The organism is Paracoccus sp. NBH48, assembly GCF_015390265.1.
Classification (GTDB): domain Bacteria; phylum Pseudomonadota; class Alphaproteobacteria; order Rhodobacterales; family Rhodobacteraceae; genus Paracoccus; species Paracoccus marcusii.
Genome location: NZ_VUOJ01000004.1, coordinates 834,158 through 854,448, shown reverse-complemented (window position 1 = coordinate 854,448; position 20,291 = coordinate 834,158). Strand labels below are relative to the sequence as shown.

Below are 20,291 nucleotides of genomic sequence, written 5' to 3'. Positions count from 1 at the left end.
TTTGAGTTCCGATTTCACCGATGAAAAGGCTAGAATCGCATGTCATCCCGGTTATTATGACGCAGTTCATGTCATTTTGACGAAACAGGCAGGCAGGCGCGGCTTTGGACGATCTGGATCGCAACATTCTGGCACAGCTGTCGGGCGACGCGCGCATGTCGGTGGCGGTGCTGGCCCGCCGCCTGCGCGTCGCGCGCTCGACCGTGCAGGCCCGGCTGGAGCGGCTGGAGAGCACCGGCGCCATCGCCGGATACACGCTGCGCCTGGGAGAGGCCGCGCGCGGCGCCCGCATCCGCGCCACCGTCCTGCTGGGCATCGAGCCCCGCGCCCAGCCCGGCGTGCTGTCGCGGCTCAAGTCCCTGCCCCAGGTCGAGCGTGTGCACACCACCAGCGGCCGGGTCGACCTGCTGCTGCAGCTGGCCACATCCTCGACGACCGAACTGGACGAGACGCTGGACCGCATCGGCGGGATCGAGGGCGTGCGGTCGTCCGAAAGCCTGATCCACCTGGCGACCAAGCTGGATCGCGCCGTCTAGGCGCGACGCCTGTTGCCTCGAATCCCCTGCGGGCGGACACTGTGCCCACCGACGCAAGGGAGGATGCGATGAGCTATTATTCCGGCTTCGTGCTGGCCGTGCCCGCGGACAAGCGCGACGACTATGCCGATCACGCGACCAGGGCCTGGCCGGCGTTCAAGCGTCACGGCGCGCTGCGCCTGGTCGAATGCTGGGGCGAGGACGTGCCCCACGGCAAGCGCACCGATTTCTATCGCGCGACCGAGGCCACCGGCGACGAGGTGCCTGTGCTGTCCTGGATCGAATGGCCCGACCGCGCCACCGCGGATGCCGCATGGGCCGCGATGATGACAGAGGACCACCCCGACATGGCCGACATGCCCTTTGACGGGGCGCGCATGTTCTGGGGCGGCTTTGCCCCCATCGTGGACCTGCGCTGACGGGCCCGGCCGCGAACCGCCCCGGATGACATGCCCGGTGCCGACGGGCTTGGCCTTTGGCCCCGCATTCGCTAATCCCGCTGCAACAGATGGGGTGATGCGATGACGATGGACAAAAGCTTTGACGCGGCGGATGCCGAGGCCCGGATCGCGGCCGAATGGGAACGCCGGAACGCCTTTGCCGCCGGGGCCAATGCCCGGCGGTCGGAAACCTTCACCGTGATGATCCCGCCCCCCAACGTCACCGGCAGCCTGCATATCGGCCATGCGCTGAACAACACGCTGCAGGACATCCTGGTCCGCTGGCACCGGATGCGGGGCTTTGACACGCTGTGGCAGCCGGGTCAGGACCATGCGGGCATCGCCACCCAGATGGTCGTCGAACGCCGCATGGCCGAACGGGGCGAACCCGGCCGGCGCGAGATCGGGCGCGACGCCTTTACCGCCAAGATCTGGGATTGGAAGCGGGAATCCGGCGACACGATCATCAACCAGCTGAAGCGCCTTGGCGCCAGTGCGGACTGGTCGCGCAATGCCTTCACCATGTCCGGGGCCCCCGGCGCGCCCGCGGGCGAGGAGGGCAATTTCCATGACGCGGTGATCCGGGTCTTCGTGGATCTCTACAACAAGGGCATCATCTATCGTGGCAAGCGGCTGGTGAACTGGGACCCGCATTTCGAGACCGCGATCAGCGACCTGGAGGTCGAGAACCGCGAGGTTCCGGGCCACATGTGGCACTTCAAGTACCCGCTGGCCGGTGGCGAGACCTATGAATACGTGGAACGCGACGAAGACGGCCGCGTGACCCTGCGCGAGACGCGCGATTACATCAGCATCGCCACGACCCGCCCCGAGACCATGCTGGGCGACGGCGCGGTTGCCGTGCATCCGTCGGACGCGCGCTATGCCCCCATCGTCGGCAAGCTGGTCGAGATCCCGGTCGGCCCCAAGGAACACCGCCGCCTGATCCCGATCATCACCGACGAATACCCCGACCCCGATTTCGGGTCCGGCGCGGTCAAGATCACCGGCGCGCATGATTTCAACGACTATGGCGTGGCGATGCGCAACGGCATCCCGCTCTATGCGCTGATGGACGGCAAGGGCGCGATGCGCGCCGACGGGCTGTCCTATGCCGACAGCGCCGCCATCGCCTCCCGCGCCGCCGCGGGCGAGGATGTGGGCGACGTCACCGCCGTGAACCTGGTGCCCGACGACCTGCGCGGCCTGGACCGGTTGGACGCCCGCAAGCGCGTGATCGATGCGATCACCGCCGAGGGCCTGGCCGTCACCTATCTGCACCGCGAGATCGAGCCCGAAACCGGCGCCGAGCATCTGGAGCGCCGCCCCGTGATCGACGCCAAGCCGATCATGCAGCCCTTTGGCGACCGGTCCGGCGTCGTGATCGAGCCGATGCTAACCGACCAGTGGTTCGTGGACACCAAGCGCATCGTCGAACCCGCGCTGGAGGCCGTGCGGTCGGGCCGCACGGAGATCCTGCCCGAGCAGCACAAGAAGGTCTATTTCAACTGGCTTGAGAACATCGAACCCTGGACCATCAGCCGCCAGCTGTGGTGGGGCCACCAGATCCCGGTCTGGTACGACGCTGAGGGCAACCAGTACTGTGCCCCCTCCGAGGCCGAAGCGCAGGCCATGGCGCCCGGCAAGACACTGACCCGCGACCCGGACGTGCTGGACACTTGGTTCAGTTCAGGCCTGTGGCCCATCGGGACGCTTGGCTGGCCCGAGCCGACCGAGGAGCTGAAGAAGTATTTCCCGACCGACGTGCTGGTCACGGGCTTCGACATCATCTTCTTCTGGGTCGCGCGGATGATGATGATGCAGCTGGAGGTCGTGGGCGATGTGCCGTTCAAGACCGTCTATGTCCACGGGCTGGTGCGCGACGAGAAGGGCGCCAAGATGTCCAAGTCCAAGGGCAACGTCATCGACCCGCTGACGCTGGTCGATGCCTATGGCGCGGATGCGCTGCGCTTCACGCTGACCAGCATGGCGGCGATGGGCCGCGACCCCAAGCTGGGGCCCAAGCATGTCGAGGTGAACCGCAACTTCGTCACCAAGATCTGGAACGCCACCCGGTTCGCGGAAATGAACGGCGTGTGGGGCGGGGGGGCGCGTCCGCAGCCCAGCCATACCGTGAACCGCTGGATCATCGGAGAGACCGCGCGCATCCTGATGGCGACGGATGAGGCGCTGGCCGCCTATCGCTTCAACGATGCGGCGACGGGGCTTTACGCCTTTGTCTGGGGCAAGGTCTGCGACTGGTACGTGGAATTCGCCAAGCCGCTGTTCGACGGCGATCACGCCGAGGAGACGCGGGCCACGATGGGCTGGGTGCTGGACCAGTGCTTTGCTATGCTGCACCCGATCATGCCCTTCGTCACCGAGGAGCTGTGGGCGCTGACCGGGGACCGCGACCGCATGCTGGTCCATGGCGACTGGCCGGAACTGGACGCGGGCCTGATCGACGCAGAGGCCGACCGGCAGATGAACTGGGTCATCGCGCTGATCGAAGGCGTACGGTCCGCCCGCGCCCAGATGGGCGTGCCGGCGGGCGCCAAGCTGGACCTGGTCGTGACCGAGGCGGACGCGGCCGCCCGCGCGGCACTGGCCGCCAACGGTCCGCTGATCGAGCGGCTGGCGCGGGTGAACCCGGCCGCCGACGGGGTTGCCGGCAAGGGGATGATCGCCGTGTCGGTGCAGGGGGCCAGCTTTGCACTGCCCATCGGCGACGTGATCGACGTGGCGGCCGAGACCGCGCGCCTGCAGAAGGCGGAGGCCAAGCTGCGCAAGGATGCCGACGGTCTGTCCAAGCGCCTGTCGAACCCCAAGTTCGTCGAGAATGCCGATGCCGAGGTGATCGAGGAGACCACCGGCAAGCTGGCCGCGCTGGAGGACGACATCGCCCGCTTGCAGGCCGCGCTGGCGCAGTTGGCGGCGATGTAAGCCTGCGGCCCGGCCTGCCCCCTCGGGTTGGCCGGGCCAAGGGTCTTTCGGCAAGAGAGAGGCGCAGGGGAGGCGCGGATGGGCTGGCTGGAGCGGATCGCCGAACGGATGATGCTGAAGGCCCGCGCCGAGGGCAAGCTGACGGGGATTGAGGGCGAGGGCAGGCCCCTGCCCGACCGGCCCATCGAGACGGATTCCACGGCGGCGGGGTTCCGGATCATGGCGCAGGCCGGGGTGCTGCCGCCCGAGATCGTGCTGAAGAAGCAGGTGATCGCCGCGCGGGCCCGCCTGTCCGACATGCCCGAGGGCCCCGAACGCGCGGCCCTGCTGGCCGAGATCGCGCGGCTGCAGATGCGTCAGGCCATCGCCGAAGAGGCCCGCCGCCGCTTCATGCGGGACTGAGGGCGGCCAGCGCGCGGGGCAGCGCGTCCTCGAACACGTCCAGTTCGTGGATCGGTGCGGCGCTGATGCGGATGCAGCGGTCCAGGGGGGCGACACCCGGCATGCGGGCGAACACGCCCTCGCGCTCCAGCGCGGCGATCAGGGCGCGGGCAAAGTCGCCATCGCGATGGGTGTCCAGCGCCACGAAATTCGTGGCCGAGGGCAGCGCGGTCAGGCCGCTGGCGGCGCCGATATCGGCGATGCGCAGCCGGGCGGCCTGAACCTCGGCCACGACATGGGCCAGCCAGCCCTGGTCGGCCAGCGCGGCCAGCGCCCCGGCCTGGGCGATGCGGTTCACCCCGAAATGATTGCGCACCCGGTCAAAGCCCGCGATCAGGTCCGGCGCGCCGATCGCATAGCCGATGCGCGCCCCGGCCAGGCCATAGGCCTTGGAGAAGGTGCGCATGCGGATCACCCGCGGATCGTCCGCCGCGATGTCGGGAATGGCCGAGGCCGGCGCGAATTCCGCATAAGCCTGGTCCAGCACCAGCAGGCAGTCGGCCGGCAGCCGGTCCAGCATCGCCGCGATCACCGTGCCGTCGTGCCAGGTGCCCATCGGATTGTCGGGATTGGCCAGATAAAGCAGCCGCGCGCCGGTGGCATGGGCGCGCGCGACCAGGGCGTCGGGATCTTCGGAGTCGTCGCGATAGGGGACCTTGTGCAGCACCCCGCCAAAAGCCCGCGACGTGATAGTTGAAGGTGGGATAGGCCCCGTCCGAGGTGACCACCGCATCGCCCGGCGCGACCATCATCCGCACCAGGTTGCCCAGCAGGCCGTCGATGCCCTCTCCGACCATGATGCTGTCCGGGGTGGTGCGGTGATGGGCCGCCAGCGCGTGGGACAGATCAAAGCTGGGCGCGTCGCCGTATTTCCAGACCTGGCCCACGGCCTCGCGCATGGCGCGGGCGGCCAGCGGGCTGGGTCCGAACGCGCTCTCGTTCGCGCCAAGGCGGGCGGCGAAGGGCATGCCGCGGCGGCGTTCCAGGGTTTCGGGGCCGACAAAGGGCACGGTCGCGGGCAGGCCCGCCACCAGGGGTGCGAAGGGCGGCATCAGAACGCGCGAAAGGTCATGGTGGTCAGGGTGCGGCTGATATGGGGGATGTCGAACAGCCGGTCCGACAGGAAGCGGCCGACATCCTGGTCCTCGGGGATGTAGACCTTGGCGATCAGGTCGAAATCGCCGGAGGTGGAGTAAAGCTCGCTGACGACCTCGCGGTCGTAGATGGCCTCGGCGACCTGATAGGTCCTGCCGGGCTCGCAGCGGAACTGGACGAAGACGGCGCGCATGAAAAAGCTCCTGTTTGGGGGCAGGTTAGACCGTGGCCGCGGCGCGGGTCCAGTCCCCGCGCGCGTGGCCGCGCCAGAACCGCCGCATCAGCAGCACCGCGGCAAAGGTCAACCCGACGCACAGGCCCAGCCACAGGCCCGCGGGGCCGAAGCCCAGGGGAAAGGCCAGCGCCCAGGCCACCGGCATGCCCACGACCCAATAGCTGAAGCCCGCGATCCACATCGGCACCTGCGTGTCCTGGACCCCGCGCAGGAAGCCCAGGGCGATCACCTGGAACGCATCGGTCAGCTGGAACAGCGCGGCATACATCAGCAGCATCGCACCAAGCGCCACGATCTGTGGGGCCTGCGGATCGGTCGGGTCCAGATACAGCCGCACCAGCTGTTCGGCGAACAGCAGGTACAGCATGATGGCCACGGCGGCAAAGGCCAGCGACATCCACACGACCGTGACCGCCGCATCGCGCATCCAGGCGCGATCACCGCGGCCCTTGGCCTGGCCCACCCGGACGGTCGCGGCGTTGGACAGCCCCAGATGCGCCATGAAAGTGATCGAGGTGATCTGCAGCGCGATGCCGTGGGCGGCCAGCTGGGGCGTCCCGATCCAGCCCATCATGATGTTCGAGGCGACGAACAGCCCGCCCTCGGCCACCATGGTCAGGCCGATGGGCCAGCCGATCCGCGCGATCTGGCGCATGGCCTGCCAGTCGGGGCGCCAGAAGCGCTGGAACAGGTTGTACTTGCGCGCGACGGGCACCCAGCCCGCATAGGCGATCAGGGCCAGCAGCTGGACCACCTGGACGGTGACGCTGGCGATGGCGGCGCCGCGCACGCCAGTTCGGGCGCGCCCAGGTTGCCGAAGATCAGCACCCAGTTCAGCGCCAGGTTCAGCGGCAGCCCGGCCAGGGTGACCCACATGACGACCTGCGTCCGCTCCAGCGCGGCTAGATAGGATGACAGGGTCAGCTGGCCCAGGACCACCGCCAGGCCCCAGCCCGCGATGCGCAGGTAATCCTGCGCCAGCGCGCTGACCGTGTCGGTCTGGCCCAGGGCCTGCAGGATCGGTTCGGACCACCACATCAGCGGCATCACGGCCAGGGCATAGCCGGCCGACAGCCACAGCGCCATCCGGGCCCCGCGGCGGACCTCGGTCTCTCGGCCGGCGGCGACATGGGCGGCGATCAGGCCCAGCACGCCGATGCCGAAGCCCATGCCCAGAAAGAATAGGATGTGGAAGAAGCTGGTCGCGATGACCAGGGCGGCCAGCGGCTCGACCCCGTACCAGCCGACCATGACCGTGTCGCCCACGCCGATGGCCATGCGCGCCAGGTGGCTGCCGATCAGCGGCAGGCCCAACGACAGGGTCGCAAGAACATGGGGGCGGTATCGGCTGTGCATCGTCCTGCCATATCCGCAGCCGCAAAATGCGGCAAGGGGCGGCATTGCACGCCCTGCAACATTTCGCGCCGCATCGGCGGAAAGGCGGCGGCGGGGCGGGTCCGCGCGGCTTGCCGCCCCTGCCCCCATCTGCGATAGATCGCGCGAACACCGACCCCAGGAGGCCCCCGATGAGCTTTCGCGCCCGCCATCTTCTGGGCATCGACCATCTCAAGCCCGACGAGATCGTGTCGCTGTTGGATCTGTCCGAGGATTACGTCAGCCTGAACCGTCGCACGGTCAAGCATTCCGATGCGCTGGCCGGCATGACCCAGATCAACATGTTTTTCGAGAACTCGACCCGCACCCAAGCCAGCTTCGAACTGGCAGGCAAGCGGTTGGGCGCGGACGTGATGAACATGGCCGTGGCGCAGTCGTCGGTGAAGAAGGGCGAGACGCTGATCGACACGGCGCTGACGCTGAACGCGATGCAGCCCGACCTGCTAGTGGTGCGCCACCCGCATTCCGGCGCGGTGAACCTGCTGGCGGAAAAGGTGAACTGCGCGGTCATCAACGCGGGCGACGGGCGGCACGAGCATCCGACCCAGGCCCTGCTGGACGCGCTGACCATCCGCCGCGCCAAGGGGCGGCTGCAGCGCCTGACCATCGCCATCTGCGGCGACATCGCCCACAGCCGCGTGGCCCGGTCGAACCTGATCCTGCTGGGCAAGATGGAGAACCGCATCCGCCTGATCGGTCCCGCGACGCTGATGCCCGCCGGCGTGGCGGACATGGGGGTCGAACTGTACGAGGACATGCGCGAGGGGCTGCGCGGCGCCGACGTCGTCATGATGCTGCGCCTGCAGAAAGAGCGGATGGATGGCGGCTTCATCCCGTCCGAGCGCGAATATTTCCACCGCTTCGGGCTGGATGCGGAAAAGCTGGCCCTGGCCGCGCCCGACGCGATCGTCATGCATCCGGGTCCCATGAACCGGGGCGTCGAGATCGACGGCACCATCGCCGACGACATCAACCGCAGCGTCATCCAGGACCAGGTCGAGATGGGCGTCGCCGTCCGCATGGCCGCCCTGGACCTGCTGGCCCGCAACCTGCGCGCCAGCCGTGGCCGCGCCGCCGCCGGAGAATCGTGATGGACCTGATCTTCCGCAACGCCCGCCTGATCGACCCCGAGGCCCAGACCGACGACATCGGCAGCCTGCGCGTCACCGACGGTCGCATCGCCGGACGCGGCGCGCCCGAGGAAGCCGCCCCCGAAGGCGCCTCCGTCATCGACTGTCGCGGCCGCGCGCTGGCGCCCGGCCTGATCGACTGGGGCGTCAAGATCGGCGAGCCGGGCGAACGCCACAAGGAAAGCTTCCGCAGCGCGGGCCGTGCCGCTGCGGCGGGCGGCGTCACCACGATCATCGCGCGCCCCGACACCACGCCCCCATCGACACGCCCGAGGCGCTGGAATTCGTCGCCCGCCGCGCCAGCGATGCGCCCGTCCACATCCGCCACATGGCCGCCCTGACCAAGGCCCGCGAAGGCCGCGAGATGACCGAAATCGGGTTCCTGACCGATCTGGGCGCGGTGGCCTTCACCGACGGCGTGCGGGTGGTGCGCGACACCAAGCTCTTGGGCCGCTGCATGACCTATGCGCGCGGTTTGGACGCGCTGATCGTGGGCCATCCGCAGGACCCGTCCCTGTCGGCGGGGGCTGCGGCCACCAGCGGCAAGTTCGCCTCCCTCTATGGCATCCCCGCCGTGTCCCCCATGGCCGAGGTGATGGGCTTGGACCGCGACCTGGCCCTGGTCGCGATGACGCGCGGGCGCTATCACGCCGACCAGATCACCGTGGCCGCCAGCCTGCCGGCCCTGGCGCGGGCACGCGATGCAGGGCTGGACGTGACGGCGGGGATCTCGATTCACCACCTGACTCTGAACGAGTTCGACGTGGGCGATTACCGGACCTTCTTCCGCTTCACGCCCCCCCTGCGGTCCGAGGATGACCGTCTGTCCATGGTCGATGCCGTGGCCCAGGGCCTGATCGACACCATCGCCAGCTTTCACACGCCCCAGGACGAGGAATCGAAACGCCTGCCCTTCGAGGCCGCGGCCCCCGGCGCCGTGGGCCTGCAGACCCTGCTGCCCGCGGCCCTGCGCCTGTATCACCAGGGCGGCCTGACCCTGCCCCAGCTGTTCCGCGCCATGGCGCTGAACCCGGCGCGCAGGCTGGGCCTCTCGGCGGGTCGCCTGTCCGACGGCGCCCTCGCCGATCTGGTGCTGTTTGACCCCGACGCGCCCTTCGTTCTGGACCGCTTCGCGCTTTTGTCCAAATCGAAGAACACTCCCTTCGACGGCGCACGCATGCAGGGCCGCGTCCTGGGCACCTGGGTCGCGGGCACCCCCGTCTTCGGAGAACACGCATGATCCTCTGGGGCGATCTTCGGCTATCTTCTGGGCTCTGTCCCCTTCGGCCTGGTCATCACGCGCGCCCTGGGCCTGGGCGATCTGCGCCAGATCGGCTCCGGCAACATCGGCGCGACCAACGTGCTGCGGACGGGCAACAAGGGCGCCGCGCTGGCCACGCTGCTGCTGGATTCGGGCAAGGGCGCCATCGCGGTCATGCTGGCCCGCCATTTCGCCGGAGAAACCGCCGCGATCCTGGCCGGCGGCGCGGCCTTCCTAGGCCATTGCTTCCCCATCTGGCTGCGCTTCAAGGGCGGCAAGGGCGTCGCCACGTTCCTCGGGACGGTGATCGCGCTGAACTGGCCTTTGGGCCTGATCGCCTGCGCGACCTGGGCGCTGACCGCCGCAATCACCCGGATCAGCAGCCTCAGCGCGCTTCTGGCGGCCGCGCTGGCCCCGGTCTTTGCCTGGGGCCTGGGGCGGACCGACATCGCGGCGGTCGCGGCCTTCATGGCGGTGCTGATCTTCATCCGGCACCATGCCAATATCAGCCGCCTTCTGGCCGGTACCGAACCCCGGATCGGCCGCAAGTAACGCTCAGCGCTTGGCGACCAGGCCGCGTCCCGGACGCACGGCGCGCACGGGCGCGGCGGCCAGACCGGTTGGGGTGAACGGCCCCTGCATCGGCGGGGCGGCCTCGGGTTCGACGGCGGCGACGGGCAGCGTGCCACCCAACCGCTGCAGCGCATCGACACCCCGCCGCGCCGACACCGCGATCGAGATCAGTGCAAGGCAGGCCCCCGCCAGCAGGATCAGCGCGACCAGACCCACCAGCCCCAGAAGGATCGGCCAGGGCGGCACCCCTTCGGCCTGCCGGATCAGCAGCACGACCGCCGCCAGCAGCGCCAGCACCCCCAGCCCAAAGACCGCGGCCACCAACCGGCCGACCCATTGCATCACATCACCGCGCATCGCATGCCCCCGCATCTTTTTTCGCCGGGGTGCCACCACCGGCGCCGCAGATCAAGACATCGCGGACGGGCGCGGCTCACACTCGCGTGCGTCGGCATCCGGCATGCGGGACACCCCAAGGGGGGTCCGGGGGACGGGACGTCCCCCCGGCACGTCGCGGGACGCAATCGGTGATCAGTAGGAATATTCGTCGTAGATCCGCGTCAGGTCGCCGTTCCAGGCGCCGCGATACTTCTCCAGCAACTCGTCGGCGGGGACCTTGCCGCTGTCGACGCTTTCCTTCAGCGCGTTCAGGAAATGCGTCTCGTCGGGGACCAGGCCGTCGTTTCCCCGACCGGGCGCGGGCCTTCAGCCCGCCCTCGGCAATGGCCAGAACCTCGCGGGCCAGGTCGTGCATCCTCACGCCCCCCGCCCTGCGCCTGCAGGCCGTCACGACCCGCGACCGGCGCAGCGCCTCGCGGGTCTCGGCGTCCCATCCCTTGACCAGGTCCCAAGCCGCATCCAGCGCCCCCTGATCATAGGTCAGCCCGACCCACAGCGCAGGCAGCGCGCACAGCCTGCGCACGGGCCGCCATCGGCCCCGCGCATCTCGATGTACTTCTTGACGCGCGCCTCGGGGAACACGGTGGTCATGTGATCGGCCCAGTCCGACAGGGTCGGCACCTCGCCCGGCAGGGCCGGCAGCTGGCCCTTCAGGAAATCGCGGAAGCTCTGGCCCAGGGCGTCGATGTACTTCCCGTCGCGATAGACGAAATACATGGGCACGTCCAAAGACGTAGTCCACCCAGGCCTCATAGCCGAACCCCTCCTCGAAGACGAAGGGCAGCATGCCGGTCCGCGCCGCATCCAGGTTCTGCCAGATATGCGCGCGCCAGGATTTCATCCCGTTGGGCTTGCCGTCCAGGAAGGGCGAATTGGCGAACAGCGCGGTGGCCACCGGCTGCAGCGCCAGGGCCACGCGCATCTTCTGGACCATGTCGGCCTCGGACGCGAAATCCAGGTTCACCTGCACCGTGCAGGTCCGGTACATCATCTGCGTGCCCAGCGTGCCCACCCGACCCATATAGTCGGTCATCAGCCGATACCGCCCCTTGGGCATCATCGGCATGTCATCCTGGCCCCAGATCGGCGCCGCACCCAGGCCGATGAAGCCCGCGCCGATATCGGCGGCGACGGCCTCGACCTCGGCCAGGTGGCCGTTCACCTCGTCGCAGGTCTGGTGGATCGTCTCAAGGGGCGCACCGGACAGTTCCAGCTGGCCGCCGGGCTCCAGGCTGACATTGGCGCCGTCGCGCTCCAGCCCGATCAGCTTGCCGGCCTCCAGGACCGGGGTCCAGTTGAAGCGGTCGCGCAACCCCTCCAGCATGGCCGTGATCGACACGGGACCCTCATAGGGCAGCGGCATCTTGCGCGCGTCGTCATAGCCGAACTTCTCGTGCTCGACGCCGATGCGCCAGGCGTCCTTCGGCTTCTCGCCGCTGGCGATATAGGCGGCCAGCTGGTCACGATGTTCGATGGGGCCTCCGCCCTGCTGGGGAATGGACATGGACGATGAGGCCTTTCAAGGGTTTCCGGTCGGTCACAGGTGGCAACGCGGACGGGCCAAGTCAAGCCGCCTCAGCCCGGCCTCCGCCAAACGGTGCGCATCGCGTCCTGCTGTCGGGCCACCTGCGCCAGTGCCGCCGACACCGCGCCCATGTCCAGACCGGGCAGCGCGGTGAAAGCATCGGCCAGCGCCCCGGCCCCCGCCGCGTCGGCGGGGATCAGCAACGCCTCGCCCGATTGGCTGCGCAGGCGCCAATGCGCATGGCCGTCCAGCCGCAGCAGGCGGATCTCGATCAGGTCGCGCAGGGGGATCTCTCCGCCCATGTCAGTCGCGCCGTAATAGCGGATCGCCCCTTCGACGATCTCGACCACGCCGGGGGCGGCGACGGGGCGGCGAAACGGCGTGCGGCGCAGTGCCCCCAAGGCCAGGCTGGCCGCAACCAATGCCCCAGCCCCGCCCAGGACCGCAAAGAACCAGCCACCCCAAAATGCCACCCACAGCGCGGCCAGGGCCAGCGCCGCAAAGATCAGCAGTTCGGAATGGGTGCGCAGCAGGACGCGCAGGGCAGGCCGGATCACGGGTGGCGGCCGGGCATGGGTATTCGGATGACGAAGACGTTCACCACCGGGTCAGCGCATCCTCGTCCTCGGGGCGGGCGGCGACCCAGCCTGTGGTGCCGTCGCGCGCGATCTCGCGTTTCCAGAAGGGGGCGCGGGATTTCAGCCAGTCCATCAGGAAGTCGGCCGCGTCGAATGCCGCACGGCGATGGCGGGCGGCGGTGGCGACCATCATGATCTGTCCCCCCACCGGGATGCGGCCGTGGCGATGAACGATGCGCCAGTCGGCCAGCCCAAAGCGCGATGCGGCGGCCAGACCGTGATCGGTCAGCGCGCGTTCGGTCATGCCGGGGTAATGCTCGATCTCCAGCGCGTCCAGCATGCCGCCGTCGTCGCGCACGATGCCGGTGAAGGTGACGACCCGCCCCGGCCCCCGCGCCAAAGCCCGAAAGTTCGGACGCCAGATCGAAGGGGTCGGACTGGACGCGGGCGCTCATCAGCCGCCCGTCATCGGCGGGAAGAACGCGACCTCGCGGGCGCCGGCCAGGGGCGCGTCCAGATCGGTCAGCTGCTGGTCCACGGCGCAGCGCAGGGCCGCGATGTCGCCAAAGGCCGCGGCATGCCCGTCAGACTGTGCGACCAGTTCGGCGATCAGCGCGCGCGGGGTCGCTGCCTCCCGTCTGCACGGTTTCGCGGGGGTGGCCGATGCGTTCGCGCAGCCAGGCGAAATACAGGACCTCAACCGTCACGACGGGAATCCTTCAGATAGGGCAGCGCCTTGATGAAATAGTCCCAGCCCGTCCAGGCCGTCAGCGCCGCGGCGATCCAGATCAGCGTCCAGGCCGGCATAGGTGGCAAGCGCCGCCCAGCTGCCCGACCAGATCAGCCCGACCTCGCCCACGCGGGGGGCCAGGCCGTGTTCGACATAGGCCAGGCCCGTGGCCAGGAACAGGATCGAGATGGCGACCATCTGCAGGGTCGTCTTCCATTTCGCAAGCTTGGTCACCGCCAGCAGGCGCGATTTGTCGCCCAGGTATTCGCGCAGGCCGGACACGAACACCTCGCGGAACAGGATGATCGTCACCGGCAGGATCAGCCAGGGGTTCATCCCGGAATACCCGGTGATGACCACCAGCGCGATGACCACCATGGCCTTGTCCGCGATCGGGTCCATCGCGGCGCCAAAGCGGCTTTCCTGTTTCCAGGCGCGGGCCAGATAGCCGTCGATCCAGTCGGTGATCGCCGCGCCCCATGAACAGCGCCAGCGCCGCCCAGTCGGCCCAGGGCCTGTGGAAGTACAGAAACATCAGCGGGACCCCGGGGGCCGCCAGCAGACGCAGAAGGGTCAGGATATTCGGAAGGTTCCAACGCATGGCCGCACGCTAGTCCCTGCCGCGGGCGTTGGAAAGGGCCAACGCGCCGCTGGCGAAGCTGTGATCCGGACCTGTCATCCTTGGCGTTGAAGTGGTCATAGACCTTTTGCGCCATCGCCGCGGAAATGCCCGGCGCCGCCTGCAAATCGGTCAGCCCGGCGCGGCCCACGGCCTTGGCGCTGCCGAAATGCTGCAGCAGGGCGCGCTTGCGCGACGCGCCGATGCCCGCGATCTCGTCCAAGGGGTTGGCCATCTGCGATTTCGCGCGCTTGGCGCGGTGAGTGCCGATGGCCCAGCGGTGCGCCTCGTCGCGCAGGCGCTGGACGAAGTACAGGACCGGGTCGTTCATGCGCAGCGCGAAGGGGCGCTGGCCGTGGCGGTGGAACTCCTCCTTGCCGTGGTCGCGGTCCTGGCCCTTGGCGACGCCGATCATCGGGATGTCCTCGACGCCCAGTTCGGCCATGATCTCGTGGACGGCCGAAACCTGCCCCGCGCCGCCGTCGATCAGCAGCAGGTCCGGCCAGGCCTCGGTCTGGCGGTCGGGATCGTCCTTCAGCAGACGGGTGAAGCGGCGCGTCAGCACCTCCTTCATCATGCCGAAGTCGTCGCCGGGAGTGATCTCGGTGCCCTTGATGTTGAACTTGCGGTACTGGTTCTTGATCCAGCCGTCCGGCCCGGCGACGATCATGCCGCCGACCGCGTTGGTGCCCATGATGTGGCTGTTGTCATAGACCTCGATCCGGCGCGGGGGCGCGGGCAGATCGAAGGCCTCGGCCAGGCCCTCCAGCAGGCGCAGCTGGGTCGCGCTTTCGGACATGCGGCGGGCCAGGCTTTCGCGCGCGTTGCGCAGCGCGTTGGTCACCAGGTCGGACTTCTCGCCGCGCAGCGGAACGGCCACCTCGACCTTGCGGCGGGCGCGCTCGGACAGGACATCCGCGGTCAGGTCCGGATCCTCGGGCGGGTGGGACAGCAGGATCTGGCGCGGCGGCGGGGTGTTGTCATAGAACTGCATCAGGAAGGCCTGCATCACCTCGTCCGGGCTCTCCGCCCCGCCAAGGCGCGGATAGAAATCGCGGTTCCCCCAGCTTTGATTGCCGCGGATGAAGAAGACCTGCACGCAGGCCTGCCCCCCCTCCATGTGCAGGGCCACGATGTCGGCCTCGGCCACGCCCTTGGGGTTGATCGCCTGCACCGACTGCACCGCGGTCAGCGCCTTGATGCGGTCACGCAGGGCGGCCGCGCGCTCATACTCCATGTTCTCGGCCGCGCGGGCCATCTCGGTCGCCAGGTCGGACTGGATGGTCGTGGTCTTGCCCTGCAGGAACCGTTCCGCGTCATTGACCAGCGCATTGTAGTCGGGCGCGCTGATGCGGCCCACGCAGGGCGCGCTGCACCGCTTGATCTGGAACAGCAGGCAGGGGCGTGTGCGGCTCTCGAACACGCTGTCGGTGCAGTTCCTCAGCAGGAACACGCGCTGCAGCTGGGTCAGCGTGCGGTTGACAGCCCCCGCGCTGGCAAAGGGGCCGTAATAGTCGCCCTTTTCCGACTTCGCGCCGCGATGCTTCTTGATCTGGGGATAGTCGTGGGACTTGGCCACCAGGATGTTCGGGAACGACTTGTCGTCGCGCAGAAGCACGTTGTAGCGCGGCTTGAGCTGCTTGATCAGGTTCTGCTCCAAGAGCAGCGCCTCGGTCTCGGTGTTCGTGGTCAGGAACATCATCGACGCCGTCTCGCGGATCATCCGCGCGATGCGCCCCGAATGGCCCGACGGCCGGGCATAGTTCGACACCCGCGCCCGCAGGTCGCGCGCCTTGCCCACGTAAAGAACCGCCTGCTGGGCATCCAGCATGCGATAGACGCCGGGACTGCTGTCCAGCGTGCGAAGGTAATCCTGGATGAGGGCGTGGCCGGTTTTCTGGGTCATGACGTGAACTTGGTGATTCTCGGGCCCGCTGCAAGTTCCGGGGACCGAAGGCAAGAAGGAAGCTTTCCACGGAATCTGTGGATAATTCTGTGGGTGGGCTGTGAGGATGACCCCACAGGGCCAGCAATCGTTACAGTTCCGTGAAGTTGCCCTTATTTTAGGCAGATCGCAATGGCATTGTTATTGCTTGATAATTTTTATTCAGGCCCATTGTGGACAGAAAAATCTTGCAGAATCCGCATCTTGCAGGGGTCTGCCGGGGTGCCGTGGACAAAATGATCCGATCGTTCCGGATCGGGCCTATTCCGGCCCCAGGACGTCGGGCGTGCGCCACCCCAGATGCTGTCCGCCATCGACGCAGATCAGCTGTCCGGTGACCGCACGCGCGTCCAGGAAGTACCCCAGGGCGTCGGTGATCCCCTGAGCATCCGCCCCCCTGCCCAGCACCGTCGCAGCCCTCTGGGCGGCGAAATGGCGGTCGCTCTGGCGGGCGCCCTGCAGGGTCGGACCGGGACCGATGGCGTTCACGCGGATGTCGGGTGCCAGGGCCTGTGCCGCGGTGCGCGTCAGCGACCACAGCGCGGCCTTGGCGATGGAATAGGTCATGAACTCTGGCGTGGGCTTCAGAACCCGCTGATCGACCATGTTCACCACCAGGCCCGCGGCCTGAGGCTCGCCGTTCTCGTCCGTGCGGGCCTTGGGGCATTGCGCGGCAAAGGCCTGCATCAACTGGAAGGGCGCGCGAAGGTTCGACCCCAGGTGCCGGTCCCAACCCTGCATCGTCGCGCTGCGCATCGTGTCGTATTCGAAGATCGAGGCGTTGTTGACCAGCACGGTCAGCGGCCCCATCGCCGATGCGACGTCCGGGACCAGCGCGGCGGTCGCATCTGCGTCCAGCAGGTCGACCTGGAAGGTCTGCGCCCGCACGCCCAGGGCGCGTGCGTCAGCGGCCGTGCGCTCGGCATCGTCGGCCGAACCGGCATAGTGGATCGCCACGTCATGGCCGCGCCGCGCCAGTTCCAGCGTCATCGCGCGGCCAAGGCGGCGGGCCGCCCCCGTGACCAGCGCGACGCCCGTCACAGCAGCACCCAAGCATAGGCGGCATAGCCCGCCACGAACAGCGCCCCCACCGGCCGCGTCAGGCTGATGCCGCGGAACAGGAACGGGAACAGCAGCAGGGCCGCGCCCAGCATCACCCACAAATCCAGCCGCAGCATTTCGGGCGGGATGGGCAGCGGAGAGATAACCGCGGTGATCCCCAGGATGGCCAGGATGTTGAAGATGTTCGAGCCGACCACGTTGCCAAGCGCCATGTCCGCCCGACCCTTCAGCGCGGATGCGACCGAGGCCGCCAGTTCCGGCAACGACGTGCCGATCGCGACCAGCGTCAGCCCGATCACGGTCTCGCTGATGCCGAAGGCGCGGGCGATGTCGGTCGCGCCATTGACCAGCAGGTTCGCCCCGACCGGCAGCAGCACCAGGCCCAGGCCCAGCCAGACCGCAATGCGCCCCCAGCCCGCGCCCAGGGTCGCGCCGTCCACGCCGTCGGCCTGCGTCTCCTCGGCGCGGCCGGTGGACAGCTGCCGCCACAGGACCGCGGCCAGCGCCAGCAGCAGGATCACGCCCTCAAGGCGCCCTATCTCTCCGGTCAGGGCGATGCCGATCAGCAGCAGCGAGGCCGCGATCATCATCCCCCAGCTTTCGCGCAGGTCGTGCCCCTTGGTGACGATCACCGACACCAGCGCGGTCACGCCCAGGATCACCAGCACGTTGGCGATGTTCGAACCAACGACATTGCCCATGGCGATGCCGCTGGACCCCTTCAGCGCCGCCGACAGCGACACCAGCAGCTCGGGCGCCGATGTGCCGAAGGCCACGACGGTCAGGCCCACGACCAAGGGCGTCATGCCCAGTTTCAGCGACAGCCCGACGGCGCCCTTGACCAGCAGGTCGCCCCCCAGAACCAGAAGGGCCAGTCCGCCCAGCACCAGAAGCAGTTCAACGATCACGATGGTCGATCCCCAGGAATTTTTTCAGAAAACGGCGCAGGCCCGGTCCGCGCAGCAGGGCGACGACGACCATGACCAGCAGGAACAGGAGGACGATGCGCAGCATCATCCGCGGGTGCCGAACCGCTGGAAGGCGGCGCGATCCTCGGCCGCGTCCATCAGAAGGTCGGCGGACAGGCCCAGGCGGCGCAGCAGCGGCCGGCGCATGCCGTGCACCTCGAAGCGGATCTTGTCGCCGTACAGCGCCTTGAGCCGCGGGACCGGATGAGCGATGCCGTCGGCCAGCCCCAGGCGCACGGATTCCAGCCCCGCCCAGAACTCTCCGGTAAACAGGTCGCGTTCGGCGTTCAGGCGGGTGCCGCGTCGGGCGCGGACATGGTCCTTGAACGCCTGATGGATCGGTTCGAGGATCGCGTGCAGGCGGGCCACGTCGTCGGGATCCTGCGGGCGGAACGGGTCCAGCGTCGATTTCGACGTGCCGGCCGTGTGGACGCGGCGTTCGATGCCCCATCGCTGGATCAGCTGGTCGAACCCGAACCCGGCCGAGATCACCCCGATCGACCCCAGGATCGAGCTTTCGTCCGCCCAGATGTCGTCGGCCGCGCAGGCCAGCCAATAGCCACCCGATGCGGCCACGTCCTCGACGAAGGCATGGACGGGAATGTCGGTCTCATCCGCCAGCCTGCGGATGCGCGCCGCGATCAGCGACGACTGCACGGGCGACCCGCCCGGCGAATTGATGATCAACGCCACGGCCAGGGGCTTGCCGCGCCGGAACGCGCGTTCGATCACGGGGGCAAGGGCCGCATCGTTCAGGCCGCCACCGCGCCCCGCACCACCGATGGTGCCGGACAGGCGGATGACCGCGACGCGGGGCTTGCGGGACAGCAGGCGAGAGACGACGGGAATACGCATCGCCCACAGATAGGCCGCGCGGGGGCGGCCCACAAGGCAGGACGTCAGGCGGGGATGTCGCGGATCGTGTCGCCGGGCAAAAAGGTCGGGGTCAGCGCGATGATGCGGTTGTCGGGCGCCGCGTCCTTGCCCGACACCAGCCGCGCCGCGCGCCGCCCAACATCGACGCGCCGTGCATCCGTGGTGGCCAGGCGCATCGGCAACCCGTCCAGCAGGTCGACCCCGTTGAACCCCGCCAGCCCCAGCCTGCCGGGCACGTCATAGCCGCGGTCGATGCAGTGCAGCAGCCCCCCTGCCCCGATCATGTCGTTCGAGAAATACAGGAAATCGAGGTCCGGCGCGCGGGTCAGAATGCGCTCGGTCAGCTCACGCCCCTTCAGCAGGGACGATCCGCCCTGATAGTACTCGCGCGCCTCCAGCTGGACGCCGGCGGCGGCGAGCCCCTCCTCGAAGCCCAGCAGGCGTTTGCGGGCGCGGTGATCCTCGGGCATGTGGGTGCCCACGAAACCGATGCGGCGATAGCCCGCCGCCAGGATGCGGTCGGCCATTTCGCGCCCGGCGCGGATATGAGAGATGCCGACCAGTGTGTCGATCCCCTCGCCGTCGACATCCATGATCTCGACCACCGGCAGACCGGAATTCTGCAGCATCGCGCGCGCCGCCTTGCTGTGCTCCAGCCCCGCCAGGATCACGCCCGAGGGCCGCCAGGACAGCATGTCGTACAGCACCATCTCCTCGCGCGCGGGGGAATAGTTGGTGACACCGATCACCGGCTGCAGGCCGGTATCGTCCAGCTCCGCCGAAATGCCGCCCAGCACGTCGGGAAAGACCAGGTTCGACAGCGACGGGATGACCACGGCGACCAGGTTGACCCGCTGGCTGGCCAGTCCGCCCGCGATCTTGTTGGGAACATAGCCAAGCGTCTTGGCCGCGGTCAGCACCTTTTCACGCGTGGCCGCCGACACGTCGCCCCGGTTGCGCAGGACCCGGCTGACGGTCATCTCCGAGACGCCCGACGCCTCGGAGACGTCTCTGAGGGTCAGGGGGCGGCGCGGTCGAATGGGCAGCATGGGGCGTTCCGATCTGTGGATGGCCGATGTTAGCGAAGGACAGACCGGCCCACAACCGCCCCTGCCGCCGCTTGCCAAGCGCCCCCCGGTTTGAGTATGCATGCCCGGCAGGCCCCGTGGCTCAACTGGATAGAGCAGCCCCCTCCTAAGGGGCAGGTTACAGGTTCGAGTCCTGTCGGGGTCACCAACAATCAATAGGCCTTCTAAGCGCGTTGGGGGTTGCTCTTTGGTTTCTTGAACCAAGTAGCTGCTTGCGCACCGTGTGATCAAGCAAAAGAAGAGGCGCCGAGCTATGTGCCAAGCGCCTCTTCCGACATGTCAAAGTGGTACGGGGTCAGCCAAACATTGGCCATCCACCGCGTTCATCTCGATCAGGCGTCAGGAAGACATTGAAGGTATTACGCGTCTGGAGCGCCTGTCCAGCCGTCACTCTCTCTGAGCGCTCAAGGATCTGCTCGAGCATCTGGTCCAGTACTACAGAGTCGTTCCTA

Annotated in this window: 13 protein-coding genes, 1 tRNA gene and 8 pseudogenes; 8 read left to right on the top strand and 14 right to left on the bottom strand. The window is 68.3% G+C overall.

All coding sequences use genetic code 11. From position 1 onward, the window contains the following. Window positions 1-104 precede the first annotated feature (104 nt). The 4 genes from F1642_RS11080 (at window position 105) to F1642_RS11065 (ending at window position 4,321) form a co-directional block, all read left to right on the top strand. Window positions 105-536, top strand: coding sequence for an Lrp/AsnC family transcriptional regulator (locus tag F1642_RS11080; RefSeq protein WP_045981087.1), 432 nt, complete (start codon window positions 105-107; stop codon window positions 534-536). A 68-nt stretch (window positions 537-604) separates the two neighbouring features. Beyond that, window positions 605-955 carry a DUF1428 domain-containing protein gene (locus F1642_RS11075; protein WP_194886228.1) on the top strand — a complete coding sequence of 117 codons (351 nt, stop codon included), beginning with the start codon at window positions 605-607 and terminating at the stop codon, window positions 953-955. 102 nt (window positions 956-1,057) lie between these two features. Continuing rightward, window positions 1,058-3,919 (top strand): valine--tRNA ligase, encoded by a 2,862-nt coding sequence (locus tag F1642_RS11070; protein WP_194886227.1) that lies wholly within the window; start codon window positions 1,058-1,060, stop codon window positions 3,917-3,919. Window positions 3,920-3,997: 78 nt separating this feature from the next. Then, the gene (locus tag F1642_RS11065) at window positions 3,998-4,321 is read left to right on the top strand and encodes a DnaJ family domain-containing protein (RefSeq protein ID WP_045981084.1); all 324 of its coding nucleotides are present in this window, start codon (window positions 3,998-4,000) and stop codon (window positions 4,319-4,321) included. On the opposite strand, the pseudogene F1642_RS11060 reads toward F1642_RS11065, so the two are convergent. The 3 genes and pseudogenes from F1642_RS11060 to F1642_RS11050 all read right to left on the bottom strand — a co-directional run bounded on the left by F1642_RS11060 (window position 4,308) and on the right by F1642_RS11050 (window position 7,046). After that, window positions 4,308-5,412: pseudogene (locus F1642_RS11060) on the bottom strand (pyridoxal phosphate-dependent aminotransferase). The gene F1642_RS11065 and the pseudogene F1642_RS11060 overlap by 14 nt on opposite strands. Then, on the bottom strand, window positions 5,412-5,648 hold the full coding sequence (locus F1642_RS11055) for an Lrp/AsnC ligand binding domain-containing protein (RefSeq protein ID WP_045981082.1): 237 nt from the start codon (window positions 5,646-5,648) through the stop codon (window positions 5,412-5,414). Before F1642_RS11055 ends, F1642_RS11060 begins: the two are co-directional and overlap by 1 nt. Window positions 5,649-5,673: 25 nt before the next feature. Continuing rightward, window positions 5,674-7,046 (bottom strand): annotated as a pseudogene (locus F1642_RS11050) (MATE family efflux transporter). A 170-nt stretch (window positions 7,047-7,216) separates the two neighbouring features. Here F1642_RS11050 and F1642_RS11045 point away from each other — a divergent pair. The 3 genes and pseudogenes from F1642_RS11045 (at window position 7,217) to plsY (ending at window position 10,028) form a co-directional block, all read left to right on the top strand. Next, window positions 7,217-8,176 carry an aspartate carbamoyltransferase catalytic subunit gene (locus tag F1642_RS11045; protein WP_045981080.1) on the top strand — a complete coding sequence of 320 codons (960 nt, stop codon included), beginning with the start codon at window positions 7,217-7,219 and terminating at the stop codon, window positions 8,174-8,176. Further along, window positions 8,176-9,455, top strand: a pseudogene (pyrC, locus tag F1642_RS11040) (dihydroorotase). Before F1642_RS11045 ends, pyrC begins: the two are co-directional and overlap by 1 nt. A gap of 12 nt (window positions 9,456-9,467) precedes the next feature. Continuing rightward, complete coding sequence (gene plsY, locus F1642_RS11035) at window positions 9,468-10,028, top strand: glycerol-3-phosphate 1-O-acyltransferase PlsY (protein ID WP_194886270.1); 561 nt, start codon at window positions 9,468-9,470, stop codon at window positions 10,026-10,028. A gap of 3 nt (window positions 10,029-10,031) precedes the next feature. Here plsY and F1642_RS11030 read toward each other — a convergent pair whose 3' ends face one another. From F1642_RS11030 to F1642_RS10980, 11 genes and pseudogenes are all read right to left on the bottom strand, one after another. Beyond that, window positions 10,032-10,406, bottom strand: a complete 375-nt coding sequence (locus tag F1642_RS11030; protein ID WP_045981077.1) for a hypothetical protein — start codon at window positions 10,404-10,406, stop codon at window positions 10,032-10,034. A gap of 174 nt (window positions 10,407-10,580) precedes the next feature. Continuing rightward, window positions 10,581-11,952, bottom strand: a pseudogene (locus tag F1642_RS11025) (glutamate--cysteine ligase). A 71-nt stretch (window positions 11,953-12,023) separates the two neighbouring features. Then, complete coding sequence (locus tag F1642_RS11020) at window positions 12,024-12,530, bottom strand: hypothetical protein (protein WP_194886226.1); 507 nt, start codon at window positions 12,528-12,530, stop codon at window positions 12,024-12,026. A gap of 40 nt (window positions 12,531-12,570) precedes the next feature. Next, window positions 12,571-13,006, bottom strand: a pseudogene (locus F1642_RS11015) (molybdenum cofactor biosynthesis protein MoaE). Next, window positions 13,006-13,258, bottom strand: a pseudogene (moaD, locus tag F1642_RS11010) (molybdopterin converting factor subunit 1). Before moaD ends, F1642_RS11015 begins: the two co-directional pseudogenes overlap by 1 nt. Continuing rightward, window positions 13,248-13,882, bottom strand: a pseudogene (gene pgsA, locus F1642_RS11005) (CDP-diacylglycerol--glycerol-3-phosphate 3-phosphatidyltransferase). Before pgsA ends, moaD begins: the two co-directional pseudogenes overlap by 11 nt. 85 nt (window positions 13,883-13,967) lie before the next feature. Next, a pseudogene (gene uvrC / locus F1642_RS11000) lies at window positions 13,968-15,806 on the bottom strand (excinuclease ABC subunit UvrC); the annotation flags it as partial. 300 nt (window positions 15,807-16,106) lie between these two features. Further along, window positions 16,107-16,886, bottom strand: coding sequence for an SDR family oxidoreductase (locus tag F1642_RS10995; RefSeq protein WP_276523039.1), 780 nt, complete (start codon window positions 16,884-16,886; stop codon window positions 16,107-16,109). Then, the gene (locus F1642_RS10990; RefSeq protein ID WP_045981070.1) at window positions 16,883-17,815 is read right to left on the bottom strand and encodes a calcium/sodium antiporter; all 933 of its coding nucleotides are present in this window, start codon (window positions 17,813-17,815) and stop codon (window positions 16,883-16,885) included. The genes F1642_RS10995 and F1642_RS10990 overlap by 4 nt, the downstream gene beginning before the upstream one ends. Before the next feature lie 105 nt (window positions 17,816-17,920). Further along, window positions 17,921-18,730 (bottom strand): S49 family peptidase, encoded by an 810-nt coding sequence (locus F1642_RS10985; RefSeq protein ID WP_045981110.1) that lies wholly within the window; start codon window positions 18,728-18,730, stop codon window positions 17,921-17,923. A 44-nt stretch (window positions 18,731-18,774) separates the two neighbouring features. Then, on the bottom strand, window positions 18,775-19,800 hold the full coding sequence (locus tag F1642_RS10980) for a LacI family DNA-binding transcriptional regulator (RefSeq protein ID WP_045981069.1): 1,026 nt from the start codon (window positions 19,798-19,800) through the stop codon (window positions 18,775-18,777). 110 nt (window positions 19,801-19,910) lie between these two features. Between F1642_RS10980 and F1642_RS10975 the strand changes: the two genes are divergently transcribed. Further along, window positions 19,911-19,987: transfer RNA gene (locus F1642_RS10975), tRNA-Arg, on the top strand. Window positions 19,988-20,291 lie beyond the last annotated feature (304 nt).

Coding starts and splice junctions, on each gene's coding strand:
- F1642_RS11075 (WP_194886228.1), top strand. CDS start 605: ATGAGCTATTATTCCGGCTTCGTGCTGGCCGTGCCCGCGGACAAGCGC.
- F1642_RS11070 (WP_194886227.1), top strand. CDS start 1,058: ATGACGATGGACAAAAGCTTTGACGCGGCGGATGCCGAGGCCCGGATC.
- F1642_RS11065 (WP_045981084.1), top strand. CDS start 3,998: ATGGGCTGGCTGGAGCGGATCGCCGAACGGATGATGCTGAAGGCCCGC.
- F1642_RS11055 (WP_045981082.1), bottom strand. CDS start 5,648: ATGCGCGCCGTCTTCGTCCAGTTCCGCTGCGAGCCCGGCAGGACCTAT.
- F1642_RS11045 (WP_045981080.1), top strand. CDS start 7,217: ATGAGCTTTCGCGCCCGCCATCTTCTGGGCATCGACCATCTCAAGCCC.
- F1642_RS11030 (WP_045981077.1), bottom strand. CDS start 10,406: ATGCGCGGTGATGTGATGCAATGGGTCGGCCGGTTGGTGGCCGCGGTC.
- F1642_RS10985 (WP_045981110.1), bottom strand. CDS start 18,730: ATGCGTATTCCCGTCGTCTCTCGCCTGCTGTCCCGCAAGCCCCGCGTC.
- F1642_RS10980 (WP_045981069.1), bottom strand. CDS start 19,800: ATGCTGCCCATTCGACCGCGCCGCCCCCTGACCCTCAGAGACGTCTCC.